We start from the raw sequence: 15,198 nt of genomic DNA on the forward strand, positions 1-15,198 counted from the left end.
ATCCACGTCATTGCGAGCGAAGCGAAGCAATCCATCGCCCCGCAAGCGGAAAAATGGATTGCTTCGTCGCTATCGCTCCTCGCAATGACGGCGGTGAAGGAGTCGTAGCCTCGTCCCACCTACTCCGCGGCCTGCTCCAGCGGCGCGACGCGCGGCAGGATTATCTGGATGCGCGTGCCGTTGCCCGGCGCGGAGTCGAGCGAGAGCCGTCCGCCGAGCCGCGTGGTGACAATGCTGTAGACGATGTGCAGGCCGAGCCCAGTGCCGCCCTGGTCGCGCCGTGTCGTGAAGAACGGATCGAACGCGCGGCGGCGGACATCGAGGCTCATGCCGCAGCCATTGTCGGCGAAGATCACCTCGACATTGTCGCCGCCGGACGCATGCACCTGGATCTCGACCTCGCCGGCCTTGCCGTCCGGAAACGCATGTGCGACCGCGTTGAGGAACAGGTTGGTCAGCACCTGGCCGTACGGCCCCGGATAGGAATTCATGATCAGGTTCGGCTCGCAATCGACGTTGAGCGTCAGATTGTGCTTGCGCAGGCCGGGACGCAGACTCATCACCACCTGCTCGGTGAGGTCGCCGAGATCGAAGGTGCGCTGGTCCGAATAGTTGCGGTCGGCGGCGACCTGCTTGAACGACTGGATCAGTTCCGCGGCGCGATTGAGGTTGGCGACGAGCTGCGAGGACGCATCGCGCGCCGTGTTGAGGAAATCATTGAGGCTGGAGCGGCGCAAATCGCCGCGCTCGACCTGGGTCGCGAAGATCGCGGTCTTGCGCTCCAGTGCGGAGGCCACCGTCAGGCTGATGCCGACGGGATTGTTGACCTCGTGGGCGACGCCGGCCACCAGGCGGCCGAGCGCGGCGAGCTTCTCGGCCTCGATCAGCGAATTCTGGGTCTCGCGCAGATTGCGCAGCGCGGCCTCGGCGGAGTCCTTTGCCTTGCGCATCTCCTGCTCGGAGCGCTTGCGCTCGCCGATGTCGAGCGCGACCGTGACGATGTTCTCGATGTCACCCTGCGAGTCCAGGATCGGCAGCTTGTTGACCAGCCATTGCCGCATGTTGCCGGCCGCGTCCTTGTATTCCTCTTCATAGAAGCCGAGCTCGCGCCGCACCGACAGCACGCGCTTGTCGTTCTCGTCGGTCTTGGCCGCGCCGTAGCGCGACATCAGCTCGGCGGTGGTCTGGCCGAGCGCGTCCTGCGGATCGATGCCGAAGATTCCCGCCATGTAGCGGTTCATCATCACATAGCGCAGCTCGCCGTTCTTGACGTTGATGACGGCGGGCACCGTGTCGATCACCATCTGCAGCATGCGACGACCTTCGGCGATGGCGTCTTCGGCGCGCTTCTGGTCGGTGATGTCGCGCACCGTGCCCTCGTAGCGGATGACCTCGCCCTCGTCGTTGCGCACGACGGTCGCGGAATCCGACAGCCACAATATGGTGCCGTCGCTCGCGCGCACCTGGTATTCGTAGTCGCGCACCGTGCCGTCGCGCTGCATCAGCTTCTGGTACTGCTCCCGCGCTGCCGGATCGACATAGACCGTGGTTGCGATGTCGTCGACGCCGTTGATCAGGTCCTGCGGCGTGGCATAGCCCATCATGCGCGCCAGCGCCGGATTGGCGTTGAGCAGCGTGCCGCCCGGCGTCGTGACGTAGATGCCCTCGACCGACGCCTCGAACAGCTTGTGGTAGCTCTCCTCGGCGAGCCGCTGCTCGGCGAGCGCGCGCAGCGCCGCCTCGCGGGCGCTGTCGGCGTCGATCAGGGTCTGGCGGAACACTTCGGCGGCGCGCGCGATGTCGCCGATCTCATTGTCGAGATCGGCGCCGGGAATGAACGCGCTCTTCTCGCCGCCCGCGACCTTGCGAATCGATCCGGCGATCCTGGCGAGCGGGCGGACGGTGCGGCGAACCACCAGCACGGAGGCGAACAGGCCGATCAGCACGCCCGCCGTGCCGAGCACGATGCTCTGCCATTTTGCTTCGGCCAGCGTCCGCGCAAAATCGCGAGCCAGCACATGGCCGCGACGGCTGGAGAGTTCGCGCAACAGCTCGGTGACCTTCTGAATCAGCCGGCCTTCGGCGCCGAGCACCTCGCGGTCGATATCGGCGATCTGGCCCTCGCGGACCGAGACCGCGATGATCGCCTCGGCATAATTGTCGACGGCGCTGCGCAAGGCGGGGTCGGTGACGGTCATCGCCCGCATGCTTTGCGCGGCCTGCTCGGCGGCGGACGTGTTGTGCGCCAGGAGCGCGGTGGCAATCCGGCTCTGGTCCTGTGACAGCGCGTTGGCCAGCACCGCATCGCCGCTCGAGTCAACCGCCTTGTCGAAGGCGTCGCGCAGCGCCGGCAGCCCGGCGACGATCTCGGCGCGGCGGCTGAGCAGCGCCGAGATGCGCTCGATCCCGCCGCGATAGGTCGCCAGCCGCTGGGTGACGCCGTCGATCATGTCCTGCTGCTCGGGCGCCAGCTCGATCCGGGTCTTTTTCAGGATTTCGCTCAGCGACTGGGCCGCCTGCGCGACCTGGGCCGACTGCGACTGGCTGCCGGGCTCGGTGACGAAGTCCCGCGCCGCCAGCCTCAGCTCGTTGGTGCGGCGGTCGATGTCCTCGGCGATGTCGCCGACGCTCTGCAGCCGCTGCAGCTCGGCGAAGGTCGTATCGATGTGGCGGATCGCGATGACGCTGGCCGTGGATGTGATGATGATCACAGCCAGCACCAGCAGGAAGCTGCCGAATGTGAGCTGGCCAATTGAGAGGGAGAACGCACGCGGCGCGTGCGAATTCGGCGGCAATTCAGCGGTCATGTCATCAAGGCCGGGGTCCAATACGCCCAATATACGGGAAAATACGGGCTTTGGGTAAACATGCTAGGCGGCTGAGCCGGCCGGCGGTGTGATCTGTGTCACCCCGATGATAGCAGCCGGTGGCTGATTCCGGCACAGGGCGACGTCGGGCCTAGTCGGGCGGGATGCCGGCTTCCTTGACCACCCTGGCCCAGAGGGCGACATCCGCCTTGATGATGTCGGCGAAGCGCCCAAGCGGCGCGCTCGTGGCGTCGCAGCCGGCGACGTCGAGCTTCTGCCGCACCGCGGCGGAGGCCAGCGCCGTTTCCAGCGCCGCGCTGATGCGTTCGACCACCGGCTGCGGCGTGGCTGATGGCACCACAAAGCCGAACCACGGCGTCACCTGCGCCTCGGCATAGCCCTGCTCGGCCAAGGTCGGCACATCGGGGAAATATTTCGAGCGGCCGTCGCTGATCGCGCCGATGATCCGGATGCTGCCGGACTGCACCTGGGCCAGCGCCTGGTTGGCCGACAGGAAGCTCGAGGTGATCAGGCCGCTCGCGATGTCGGGCACCATCTGCGGATAGCCGCGATAGCCGATCGCGGTGACGTCGATCCCGGCCAGCCGCTTGAACAGCTCGAAGCCGAGATGGCCGGTCGAGCCCTTACCGGGATGGCTGTAGTTCAGCGTGCCCGGCTTGGCCTTGGCGAGCGCGACGTAGTCGGCGACGGTTTTCACCGGCAGCGAGGCCGGCACGATGAAGAAGTTCGGCGCGAGGCAGATCTGGCCGATCGGCGCGAAGTCTTTCACCGGGTCCCAGCGCAGCTGGGTGCTGAGCGCCGGGCTGGCGGTGAAGAAGGTCGTCACCAACAGCCACGTGTAGCCGTCGGGCGCGGCGCGCGCGACCTCCTCAGCCGCGATCGAGCCGTTGGCGCCGGATTTGGCCTCGACGACGATCGTGCCCTTCCACTGCTCCTGCATGTCCTGTACGACGATGCGCGCGAACACGTCGGCGACGCTGCCCGGCGCATAGGGAAGCACGATGCGGATCGGCCGGCTCGGAAAATCCTGCGCGCGCGCCATGTCCGCCATCGCCAGCAACGCCAGGCACGCACCGGCAATGAGGCTGATCCGCCGCAGCATCGTCCCGTTTCCGTAACCCGTGATCTCGTTGCGGGCAGGATGCAGGGATTGGCCCGCGGCAGCAAGGCGCGGGTTTCGGCTGACGAAACTTCAGGCCGTGGCGATCCTTCGCACCGGAATCGTCATCGCGGCGATGACCTCAGGCGGTGGCGATTTTTCGCGCCGGAATCGTCATCGCGGCGACGCCGACCACGACACAGGCGAGCCCGATCCAGGCCGTCGCGCTCAGCCGCTCGCCCAGAAATGCGACGCTGAGCGCAACCCCGATCGGTACCCGCAGATAGGCCTGTGCGGTGGTGCCGACCGAGCCGAGGGTCTGGATCAGGCGGAAGTAGATCACGAAGGCGATCGCGGTCGAGAACACCGCAAGCGCCAGCAGAGCGAGCAGCGAGCTAGTCGAGGGCGACAGCGTCCACGGCCGCTCGACGGCGAGGCTGAGCGGCGTGAGGATCGCGGCACCCGCGATCAGCGAGCCCGCCGCCGGCGCCATCGGATCGAGCCCCTTGAAGCCGCGGCTGAAGATCGCGGCGCAGGCGTAGCAGATGGTGGCGGCGACGATCGCGACCTCGGCCACGATCCCCGCGCCGAGATCGCGGAATGCATCGACGCCGACGATCAGGCAGATGCCGGCCATGCCGGCGATCACCCCGAACAGTTTGCGCGGGCTCGCCGCCTCATGGCGGGTGATCGCGGCGGTGAACAGGAAGGTGAAGATCGGCGAGGCCGAATTGAGGATGGTGGCGAGCCCGGCATCGACGTAGCGCTCGCCCCAGGCGATCAGCGTCCACGGGATCACGCTGTTGAGGCAGGCCTGGAAGATGAAGCGGCGCCAGGTCGCGCCATCCCTCGGCATCGTCACGCCGCGCATCCGCATGATGACGAGCAGCAGCAGCCCTGCGATCGCCGTGCGCGCCGCGATCAGCGTGATCGGCGGGATGGTCGCAACGCCAAGCTTGATGAAGGTGTAGGAGCCGCCCCAGAGCGTGGCGAGCGCGAGCAGCAGGGCCAGCTCGAAGGCCATGCCGGGTTGGCTGGGCGTGGTGGCGGTCATGGTGCCGATTCCGTCTCGTGAATTGAGACGGAGCCTAGATCGGCGCGAGGCGATGATACTTCGCTACAGGCCGAAATGTGGAGAAAGCGATTCTCTCTCCCGTCGTCGTCCCGGCGAAGGCCGGGACCCATAACCACAGGGTTGTGTTGTTGGAAAAAGGTGTGGCCCCAGCGTCGCGCAACAATGAAGATCGGTGGTTATGGGTCCCGGCTTTCGCCGGGACGACGTCGAATTTGTTGCGCCGCTCCTTCGTTACAGATCGAAGTGTGAAGATGCCGAACCGTCATCCTGAGGAGCCGCGCAGCGGCGTCTCGAAGGATGCACGGCCACAGTCGGGCCGTCGACCCTTCGAGACGCGCGCAAGAGCGCGCTCCTCAGGGTGACGGGACTACCCCAGCGCGCCGACCTCAAACACCTCGCCGTCGTAACCGGCTTCCTTGGGGATGCGGAGCTGGCGGCCGGTGGCGGTCTTGGTCATCACGGGCATCACGGCGACGACCGGCTTGCCCTTGCTATCGGCGAGCGCGGCGCCGACATTCGGCTGCTTGCCGAGCTTGATCAGGTTGCGCGTGGTCGGGAACGGCAGCTTGAAGCGGCCGGTCTCGCCGCCCTCCAGCGCCTCGCGCGGCGATACCCAGATCGAGTCGGTGGATTCCTTGCCGTCATGGGCGCCGAGCTGCTCGGGCGGCGCGGCGGCGAGGAAGAACCAGGTGTCGAACCGCTTCGGCATGCCCTCCGGCGTGATCCAGTGCGCGTAGGGCACGAGCGCGTCGAGCGCCAGCACCATGCCGTTGTCGGTCAGCACCTTGTGGAAGGTGATCTTGCCTTCGTTCAGGGCCGCGCGATGCGCGGTCGCGATCTCGCTCGCGCGCCTGGCGTCGACCAGGTCCTTCGACCCGCTCGGCCGCGCCAGCTGAATGCCGCTCTCCTCGAAGGTCTCGCGGATCCCCGCGATGCGGAAGCCGAGCGCGTCGGCGTCGAGGCCTTCCCCGCCGGAATAGAGCGCGGGATTGGCCGCGATCTCCTTGTCGTTCTTGTCGACGCTGCCGCCCGGAAACACCAGCGCGCCCGAGTTGAACTCGATCTGGTGATGGCGGACCATCATGAAAATTTCAATTTCGCGCGCCGACGTGCCGTCACGCAGCAACAGCACGGTCGAGGCAAGGCGCGGGGCAACGATCTCGGTCATGATTAGCCTGCTGCACTGGATTGCGGTTGCAGATTGGCGCGGCGGTCGACGCGCGCCACGCGGGAGAGCAGATAGTCGACTTCCGCCCTCGCCTGCGGCGTGATGACAGTACCCGGCTTGCGCTGGGCGCTGGACGAGATGATGCCGCGCTTCTGCAGCACGTATTTGCGCACGGTCAGCCCGACGCCGGGCTGCTGCTCATAGCGGATCAGCGGCAGATGCGCGTCGAACAGATCGTGTGCGGCATCGCGTTTTCCTGCCTTGGATAGGTTGACGACGTCGATCAGGAGCTCGGGGAAAGCATAGCCGGTCATCGCACCGTCGGCGCCGCGCTCCATCTCGAAATCGAGGAACAGGCCGCCATTGCCCACCAAAATAGACAGCGGCCGCAGCGAGCCGTCCTTCTGGAAGTTGCGCAAGGTCGAGATCTTCTCCAGGCCGGGCCAGTCCTCGTGCTTGAGCATCACGCAGGACGGCGAATCCATCACGATCTTGCGGATCACTGCGGGCGTAAACACGACGGTCAGCGTCAACGGATAGTCCTGCAGCACCCAGGGAATATCGTCGCCGATCGCCTCCTGCGCCTGCTTGAAGTAGCCTGAGATCTGGTCATCGGTGCGCAGATGCGGCGGCGGTGCGATCATCACGCCGGCGGCGCCCGCATCCATCGACTTCTTCGCCAGCGAGCGCATCGTGGCAAAGCCCGGCGCCGAGACGCCGACGATCACCTGCAGCTTCTTGGCGCGCTTGACGAAGCGCAGCGCAACCTGCTCCGCCTCGGCAGCATCGAGCTTCGGCGCCTCGCCCAGGATGCCCAGCACCGTGACGCCGTCGCAGCCGACCTCGGTGTAGAAATCGGTCAGCCGATCGATCGACGCCTCGTCGATGCGGCCGTCGTCGTGGAACGGGGTCGGCGCGATCGCGAAGGTGCCTGCGGCCTGGGCGGTGAGTTTCATGGTCTAGCCTTTCTTCGTCATTCCGGGGGCGCGCGTCAGCGCGAGCCCGGAATCCATTCATCCGTAGTAGCATGGATTCCGGGCTCACGCTTCGCGTGCCCCGGAATGACAGCCCACTAAAACCGCCGCGCGCCCATCTTGATCTGCTCCTCGGAGAAGAAGATCTCCTTGGCGTGGGTGGCGATGTCCTCGGCCTTCCAACCGGTGAACGGCGGCTTCCAGCCCTCCATTTCCATCATCCGCATCTCGCGGACGCCACGGGGGCCCGAGACGCCGAGAACCTTGCCGGTCTGGTCGCCCGACAAGTCGCTGACCATGTAGAGCACGGCCGGCGCAATGCCATCCGGTCCGAGCGCCGCACCCGGGTTCTCCTTGTAGCGGGGCAGGTCTGCGGTCATGCGGGTCAGTGCGCCGGGTGCCAGCGTCCAGATCCGGATGTTGTACTTGCGGCCCTCGATCGCCAGCACGTTGGAGAGGCCCCAGATGCCGCCCTTGGCCGCGCCGTAATTGGTCTGTCCGAAATTGCCGATCAGGCCCGAGGTCGACGACGTGTTGACGATGACGCCGCCGCCATTGTCGCGCATCCATTTGAACACCGGCTGGGTGCAGCAGAAGGTGCCCTTCAGATGCACCTTCATCACCCTGTCCCAGTTGGCTTCCTTGGCCTTGTGGAAGGTCTCGTCGAGCAGGATGCCGGCGTTATTGACCAGGATGTCGGCGCGGCCGAAATGCTTGATGGCGTCGTCGAACACCGACTGGCCGCCGGCGAGCGTCGAGATGTCGGCGCCGTTCGCGACCGCGCGGCCGCCCTCGGCCTTGATCGCATCGACCACCTTGTCGGCCATCGACTTGTCGGAGCCCGAGCCGTCGCGCGGGCCGCCGAGATCGTTGACGACGACTGCCGCGCCCTCGCGCGCAAACAGTTGTGCGTAGGCTTCACCCAGTCCGCCGCCGGCGCCCGTGATCAGCGCCACCTTGCCGTCGAGTAATCCCATCGTTTCTTCTCCCTTGTTATCGTGTCCCGGACGCGATGCAGCGTGAAACGCTGCTTCGCAGAGCCGGGACCCACACCCGGCGACTGGGCCCCGGCTCTGCATCGCACCGCTTGCGCGCTGCGTTGCATCCGGGGCACAAGAGCTACGCCAGCACCGTCTTGCCGCTCTTGATCACGGTGACGCCGCGCGACTTCACCTTGGCCTCGAACGACACCACGTTGCCGTCCTTCCACAGCTCCATGGTCACGGTCTCGCCGGGAAACACCGGCGAGGAGAACCGCGCCACGTGCTGCTTGAAGGCGGACGGATCGTAGTCGGCATAGGTCTGAAGCACGCCGCGGCAGGTGATGCCGTAGGTGCACATGCCGTGCAGGATCGGCCGCGGGAAGCCGGCCTTCTTCGCAAATTCCGGATCGGAGTGCAGCGGGTTGCGATCGCCGCAGAGCCGGTAGACCAGCGCCTGGTCGGGCCGCGTGGTGATGTCGACGACCTTGTCAGGTGCGCGCTCCGGCACCTTGTGCGGCTCGGGCTGGCCTTCGGACGGGCCGCCGAACCCGCCATCGCCACGTGCGAAGCGCGAGGCAACCAGCGTGGCGAGTTTCTCGCCCTTCTCGCACCTGAGCACGGTCTGGTGCCGGATCACCGCGCCCTTGTCCTTGCCCTTGTCGAACACGTCGAGCACGGTCGAGTCGGCCGTGACGTGGGCCGCGGTCGCGAACGGCTTGTGGAAGGTGATGTCGCGCTCGCCGTCGACCACCATCACGCGGTTCAGATTCATCTCGCCGGGACCGGCGCCCCACGCGGCGACCGAGGCAAATGTCGGTACCACCTTGAGCGGGCGCGGCGTCAGCACGCCCTCGTTGACGAAGGCGAGCTCCTTCTCGTCCATAGGATCGGCGCCGAGCCCGATGCCATAGGCGTACAGCATCACCTCGCGGTCGCTGTAGCTGTATTTCTGGCCGAGATTTTTCAGGGCCATCAGCTGTTCGTACACGATCGGCATTGTTGTCTTCTCCCCGAACCTTTTTCCTGCTGCGCCGCCAATTGAGGTGCCCTCTCCCCTTGTGGGAGAGGGCTACACCGGCAGTCGTCACAAACTCGCTTCGGTGAGGGGTTCGCGCCGCAGAGAGATCCTTTGCGCGGAGAGAGACCCCTCACCCGCCTTCGCCTTCGGCGAAGGCACCCTCTCCCACAAGGGGAGAGGGTAAAATCAGGCCGGCGTGAAGAACGGCAGCGGGGCGCCGTCGGTCGGCTTCCACACCACCTTCACCTTCTGGCCGATCTTCACCTTCTCCAGATCGCAATCGACGATGTTGGTCTGCAGCGACGGGCCTTCTTTCAGCGTCACATAGGCGATCGCATAGGGACCAGTCGGCGACTTCCGCATCAGGCTGTAGGTGTAGACCGTCGCCTCGCCGCTCGATTCTTCCCACACCGTCTTGTCGGAGAAGCAGAACGGGCAGATCGCGCGCGGGAAGTAATGCGCTTCGCCGCAGGTGGTGCAGCGCTTGATCATGAACTTGCCCGCCTTCGCCGCTTCCCAGAACGGCGCGGTCTCCGGGTTGGTCACCGGGGCATTGTACTTCTTCGCTTCAGACATCACGCACGCTCCAGAATGCAGGTTGAGGCGGCGTGGCGAACGCCGAGCAGACCGCCGGTGCCGTGGGCGATCGCGAGGTCGCAGTTCTTCACCTGCACCTTCGGATGCGCCTCGCCGCGCAACTGGCGCACAGCCTCGAGGATTTTCGTCATGCCGCCGCGATTGACGGGATGGTTGCTGCACAGCCCGCCGCCATCGGTGTTGAACGGCAGCTTGCCGACACCCGAGATCAGATTGCCATCGGCGACGAACTTGCCGCCCTCACCCTTCTTGCAGAAGCCGAGGCCCTCGAGCTGCATCAGCACCGTGATGGTGAAGCTGTCATAGATCGAGGCGTATTTGATGTCCTTTGGCGTCACGCCCGCTTCCTCGAACGCGCGCGGGCCGGACCACACGCCGGCCGAATACGTCAGGTCGAGATCCTTGCCGCCGCGCGGGCCCTTCGCCGCCTCGCCATGACCGATCAGGCGCACCAGCGGCTTCTTCAGGCTCCTGGCGATCTCCGGCGTGGTGACGATCATCGCGCCACCGCCGTCGGTGACGACGCAGCAATCCATCCGGTGCAGCGGATCGGAGATCATCGGCGAGTTCAGCACGTCCTCGACGGTCACGACCTCCTTCAGCATCGCATGCGGATTGTATTGCGCGTGATGCGAGGCCGCGACCTTGATCCAGGCGAGTTGCTCCGAGGTGGTGCCGTAGTCGTGCATATGGCGCATGGCACACATGCCATAGGCATTGTGCGTGGTAGCCCCGTAGGCGGATTCGAAATCGGCCTCGGCGCCGGAGGCGCGCGGCGGCATCGGGCCGGTGCGCGGCTTGCCTGCCAGCGTGACCAGCGCGACCGAGCATTTGCCGGCGGCGATCGCCTCGGCGGCGTGGCCGAGATGGATCAGATAGGAACAGCCGCCGGTCTCGGTGGAATCGATGTGACGCAGTTTCTTCGTATTGAGCCCGAGGTAATCGACCATCGGCCACAGCCCGCCCGGCGCGTCGCCGGCGCAGAAATAGCCGTCGATGTCGTCCTTGGTGAGCCCGGCATCCTCGATCGCACCCTTGGCGACCTCGGCGTGCAGCTGTGCTGTTGATTTATCCGGTGCATGCCGGGTGGGATGTTCGTAGATCCCGGCAATGTAGGCCTTGCCCTTGATGGTCAAATCGCTCTCCGCTGGCGTTTCCTGGCTCCAGCGTTTTTCTGAACCGCCGTCGCGGCCTTGGCAAGCGCGGAAATATTCCGTCAGGCGAGACTGCTATTAGCGAGCAATATGCGCGCCGCAAAGCTGGCGTCGTCCCGGCGAAAGCCGGGACCCATAACCACCGCTATTCGTTGCTGCGCGACGCTGGGACCGCAGCTCGGTCCAACAACACAACCCTGTGGTTATGGGTCCCGGGTCGCGCTCCGCTTGCCCGGGACGACACGGAGTATGTGGCCACGCCTACTACGCAGCGTATGCCGGCAGGCTAGTGATGCTTTTCCAGGACGATCACAGCTCCAAGCGACGCGCACGACCACATCGATGCGGCATAGCAGTAGTTGGCCGGATAATCGCTGAGATCAAGGCGATCCACATTTGGTACCGCCAAACGACGCTTCACTTCATCCTTCCAGAACGCAAAGCGATCATCCGCAGCTATCCAACACAGCGGAAGGCCTACGTCGGCAACTACCATGGTCGAGCCATTCCGCAGAAGCCGAACGACATCTGCCTCGCCTACCGGCTCAGTGCGATGCGCGTCCAACGGCCCGTTGCTGTCCCAGAGTTCTGTGAGCGGCGCCTGCGTGACGATTCTCTGACTCGTATCCATGCCCAAGTCGTTACCTATCGAAGCATCAGCGTGTGAATGCGATGGCGGGTTACGCTTCGCTAACCCACCATACGCATCGTGGCTACGCCTACTCCGCCGCCATCTGCCGCGGCGCCGGCGGCGGGTTGGCGAGATCGGCGGCGAGTTGCGCGTAGCGAACCTTCGCCTCGTTGATCGCCTTGTCCTTCACCGGGCCGTACCCGCGGATGCGGTCGGGCAGCGACAGCAATTCGACCGCGATGTCGTGATTGAGCGGCGACAGCAGACCCAGCACCGTCGCGACATCCTTCTCGTAGCCTGCGATCAGATCGCGCTCGAGCTTGCGGTCGGCGTTGTAGCCGAAGACGTCGAGCGGCGTGCCGCGCAGGAAGCGGAACCGCGCCATCACCCTGAAGGCCGACATCATCCACGAACCGAACGCACGCTTCTTCGGACGGCCCTGCGCGTCGAGCCCGCCGCCGAGGATCGGCGGCGCGAGATTGAAGCTGAACTTGAACTCGCCTTCGAACTGGTCGCGCAGCTGCTTCTCGAAGCGGCCGTCGGTGAACAGCCGCGCCACCTCGTACTCGTCCTTGTAGGCGAGCAGCTTGGCGTAGTTGATCGCGACCGCCCGCGGCAGCGCCTCGCCATAGCCGCCCTTGGTGGCGACGTCGCGCACCTGGTCGACCAGCTTGCGATAACGCTTGGCGAGCCGCGCGTTCTGATAGTCGGTCAGCAACCCCATACGATGGGTGATGATCTCGTCGAGCGACATCGCATCCAGCGTCTTCGGCGGCGCGGCCTCGTCCTCGCCTTTCATCATCCCGCTCAGCCGTGCCGGATCGGCCGCGGCCAGACGGCCAAGCTGGAACGCCTGCGTGTTCATCTTGATCGAGACGCCGTTGACCTCGATCGCCTGCTGGATCGCCTCCGCCGACAGCGGCAGCAGTCCGCGCTGATAGGCAAAGCCCATCATCATGATGTTGGTGGCGATGCTATCGCCGAGCAGCGCCTCGGCCGGCTTGGTGAAGTCGAAGAAGGCGGAGTCCTTGCGCAGCTCGGTCTCCAGCACGCTGTTGACCTTACGGCTCTGGAAGTTGAAGTCACGGTTGAGGATGAAATCCGCGGTCGGGATCACGTGGCTGTTGATGATGCCGACGGTGCGGCTCGCATCGCACAGCGTGATGGTGTCCTTGGAGGCCGCCACGACCTCGTCGGCGGCGAGCACCAGATCGGCGGTGCCGGTCACGATGCGCGAACAGGTCACATCAGCGGTGTGCTCGGAGAGCCGGACATGGCTCAGCACCGCGCCGCCCTTTTGCGCAAGGCCGGACATGTCGAGGATCATCGAGGCCTTGCCCTCGATGTGCGCGGCCATGCCGAGCAGCGCGCCGATGGTCAGGACGCCGGTGCCGCCGACGCCGCCGACCGCGATGTTGTAGGGACGGTCGAGCGCGGGCTTCGATGCCGGCTCCGGCAGATTGTCGATGCTGCCGAGATCGGGCGGCGCGCGACGCCTGAGCTTGCCGCCGTCGACCGTGACGAAGGACGGGCAAAAGCCCTTCACGCAGGAATAGTCCTTGTTGCAGGTCGACTGGTTGATGGTGCGCTTACGCCCGAGCTCGGTCTCCAGCGGCTCGACCGAGATGCAGTTCGACTGCACCGAGCAGTCGCCGCAGCCTTCGCAGACCGCGGGATTGATCAGCACGCGGCGCTGCGGATCCTCCATCAGGCCACGCTTGCGGCGACGGCGCTTCTCGGCGGCGCAGGTCTGCACGAACACGATCGCCGAGGTGCCCTTGGTGTCGCGGCACATCTTTTGGACGTTTTCGAGCTCGTCGCGATGGAACAGCTTGACGCCGGGCGCGATCGTATCGGCCGGATAGGCGTCGGGAGTTTCCGAGACCAGATAGATCTCGCGAATGCCTTCGGCGTGGAGCTGGAAGGTGATCTGCTGCGGCGAGAGATCGCCGTCGTGACGCTGGCCGCCGGTCATCGCGACCGCGTCATTGTACAGGATCTTGTAGGTGATGTTGGCCTTGGAGGCGATCGACTGGCGGATCGCGAGGATGCCGGAGTGGAAATAGGTGCCATCGCCGAGATTGGCGAAGATGTGGTTCTCGTTGGTGAACGGCGCGATGCCGACCCACGGCACGCCCTCGCCGCCCATATGGGTGAAGGTCTCGGTCGAGCGGTTCATCCACAGCGCCATGAAGTGGCAGCCGATGCCGGCCAGTGCGCGGCTTCCTTCGGGCACCTTGGTCGAGGTGTTGTGCGGGCAGCCCGAGCAGAAATACGGTGTGCGGGTGACCGGTGCGGTCGCCTGCATCTGGGTCGACTGGCGGCCGTTGAACCAGTCGGCCTTGGCGCGGAGCATCTCGGCGATTTCGGGATTGAGATTAAGTCGAAGCAGCCGTTCGGTGAGCGAGCTCGCAAGCGAAGCCACGCTGAGCTCGGCGGCGAAGGTCAGGAAGCGCTTGTCGTGATCGTCCATCTTGCCGACGATGCGCGGGCGGACGTCGTCGCGCCAGTTGAACAGCTCCTGCTTGACCTGGTTCTCGACGATCTCGCGGCGCTCCTCGACGATGAAGATCTCCTCGAGGCCGACGGCGAAGTTGCGCACGCCTTCCGGCTCCAGCGGCCACGGCATGCCGATCTTGTAGAGCCGAAGGCCGATCTTGGCGGCGATCTCGGGCGTGATGCCGAGCTCGCGCAGCGCCTGGCGGATATCCTCATAGCTCTTGCCCGAGGCCATGATGCCGTAGCGCGCGTTCGGCGAATCCATGGTGATGCGGTTGACCCTGTTGGCGCGGGCAAAGGCGATCGCGGCAAAGCCCTTGTAGTCCTGCAGCCTGCGGTCCTGCTCGAAACGGTCGTCGGGCCAGCGGATGTTCAGGCCGCCGGGCGGCAGCTCGAAGTCCGTCGGAATGACGAACGGCGTCATCTCGTCGGTCAGGTCGATCTCGGCGGTGGTCTCGACCGTCTCGGTGATCACCTTCATGCCGACCCAGCAGCCCGAGTAACGCGACATCGCGATACCCAGGAGGCCCATCTCGATCATTTCATGGATGCTGGAGGGATAGAGGTAGGGCATCAGCGCGGAGATGAAGGCGTGGTCGGACTGATGCGGGACGGTGGAGGATTTCGCGCCGTGGTCGTCGCCGGCAAGGCAGAGCACACCGCCATGCTTGGCGGAGCCGGCCGCATTGCCGTGGCGGAACACGTCGCCGCAGCGGTCGACGCCGGGGCCTTTGCCGTACCAAATGCCGACCGCGCCATCATATTTGGCGCCGGGCGACAGCGCGAGCTGCTGCGAGCCCCAGATCGCAGTGGCCGCGAGGTCTTCGTTCACGCCGGGCTGGAATTTGATGTTGTACTGCTCGAGATGCTTGCGGGCGGCGAACAGCTGCTGGTCGTAACCGCCGAGGGGGGAACCGCGATAGCCGGAGATGAAGCCTGCCGTGTTGAGGCCTGCGGCGCGGTCGCGTCTGATCTGCGCCATGGGCAGGCGGACCAGCGCCTGGATGCCGGTCATGAAGACGTGGCCGGTGCCCTGGGTGTATTTCTGGTCGAGGCTGATAGGCCCTTGGTTGATTCCCATTTAGCCCTCTTTGCGCTGGTCGCGACGACTGCATTTTAGCTAGTCATCCGAACTTGTTAGAACCAGTCTATGTCGGATTTTCTCGCCTGCG

11 protein-coding genes are annotated in these 15,198 nt (G+C 65.4%); all 11 read right to left on the bottom strand.

What is annotated here, in order from left to right; all coding sequences use genetic code 11:
- Window positions 1–119: 119 nt before the first annotated feature.
- The 11 genes from HAP48_RS43530 to HAP48_RS43580 all read right to left on the bottom strand — a co-directional run bounded on the left by HAP48_RS43530 (window position 120) and on the right by HAP48_RS43580 (window position 15,107).
- Window positions 120–2,807, bottom strand: coding sequence for a PAS domain-containing sensor histidine kinase (locus HAP48_RS43530; protein ID WP_166205862.1), 2,688 nt, complete (start codon window positions 2,805–2,807; stop codon window positions 120–122).
- A gap of 151 nt (window positions 2,808–2,958) precedes the next feature.
- Window positions 2,959–3,930 (bottom strand): Bug family tripartite tricarboxylate transporter substrate binding protein, encoded by a 972-nt coding sequence (locus tag HAP48_RS43535; protein ID WP_166205863.1) that lies wholly within the window; start codon window positions 3,928–3,930, stop codon window positions 2,959–2,961.
- A 139-nt stretch (window positions 3,931–4,069) separates the two neighbouring features.
- Window positions 4,070–4,981 carry a DMT family transporter gene (locus HAP48_RS43540; RefSeq protein WP_166205864.1) on the bottom strand — a complete coding sequence of 304 codons (912 nt, stop codon included), beginning with the start codon at window positions 4,979–4,981 and terminating at the stop codon, window positions 4,070–4,072.
- A gap of 388 nt (window positions 4,982–5,369) precedes the next feature.
- The gene (locus HAP48_RS43545) at window positions 5,370–6,170 is read right to left on the bottom strand and encodes an NUDIX hydrolase (protein ID WP_166205865.1); all 801 of its coding nucleotides are present in this window, start codon (window positions 6,168–6,170) and stop codon (window positions 5,370–5,372) included.
- A gap of 2 nt (window positions 6,171–6,172) precedes the next feature.
- Window positions 6,173–7,126 carry a dihydrodipicolinate synthase family protein gene (locus HAP48_RS43550; RefSeq protein WP_166205866.1) on the bottom strand — a complete coding sequence of 318 codons (954 nt, stop codon included), beginning with the start codon at window positions 7,124–7,126 and terminating at the stop codon, window positions 6,173–6,175.
- Between the two features lie 116 nt (window positions 7,127–7,242).
- Window positions 7,243–8,121: an SDR family oxidoreductase gene (locus HAP48_RS43555; protein WP_166205867.1), complete on the bottom strand. Its 879-nt coding sequence runs from the start codon at window positions 8,119–8,121 to the stop codon at window positions 7,243–7,245.
- A 142-nt stretch (window positions 8,122–8,263) separates the two neighbouring features.
- Window positions 8,264–9,124: a MaoC family dehydratase gene (locus tag HAP48_RS43560; RefSeq protein WP_166205868.1), complete on the bottom strand. Its 861-nt coding sequence runs from the start codon at window positions 9,122–9,124 to the stop codon at window positions 8,264–8,266.
- A 207-nt stretch (window positions 9,125–9,331) separates the two neighbouring features.
- Entirely contained in the window at window positions 9,332–9,721 is a 390-nt protein-coding gene (locus HAP48_RS43565; RefSeq protein WP_092114941.1) for a Zn-ribbon domain-containing OB-fold protein, read from the bottom strand.
- On the bottom strand, window positions 9,721–10,878 hold the full coding sequence (locus HAP48_RS43570) for a thiolase domain-containing protein (protein ID WP_166205869.1): 1,158 nt from the start codon (window positions 10,876–10,878) through the stop codon (window positions 9,721–9,723). Before HAP48_RS43570 ends, HAP48_RS43565 begins: the two co-directional genes overlap by 1 nt.
- A 304-nt stretch (window positions 10,879–11,182) precedes the next feature.
- Window positions 11,183–11,527 (bottom strand): hypothetical protein, encoded by a 345-nt coding sequence (locus HAP48_RS43575; protein WP_166205870.1) that lies wholly within the window; start codon window positions 11,525–11,527, stop codon window positions 11,183–11,185.
- 88 nt (window positions 11,528–11,615) lie between these two features.
- Window positions 11,616–15,107 (bottom strand): indolepyruvate ferredoxin oxidoreductase family protein, encoded by a 3,492-nt coding sequence (locus HAP48_RS43580; RefSeq protein WP_166205871.1) that lies wholly within the window; start codon window positions 15,105–15,107, stop codon window positions 11,616–11,618.
- Window positions 15,108–15,198 lie beyond the last annotated feature (91 nt).

This window comes from Bradyrhizobium septentrionale (assembly GCF_011516645.4).
GTDB lineage: Bacteria > Pseudomonadota > Alphaproteobacteria > Rhizobiales > Xanthobacteraceae > Bradyrhizobium > Bradyrhizobium septentrionale.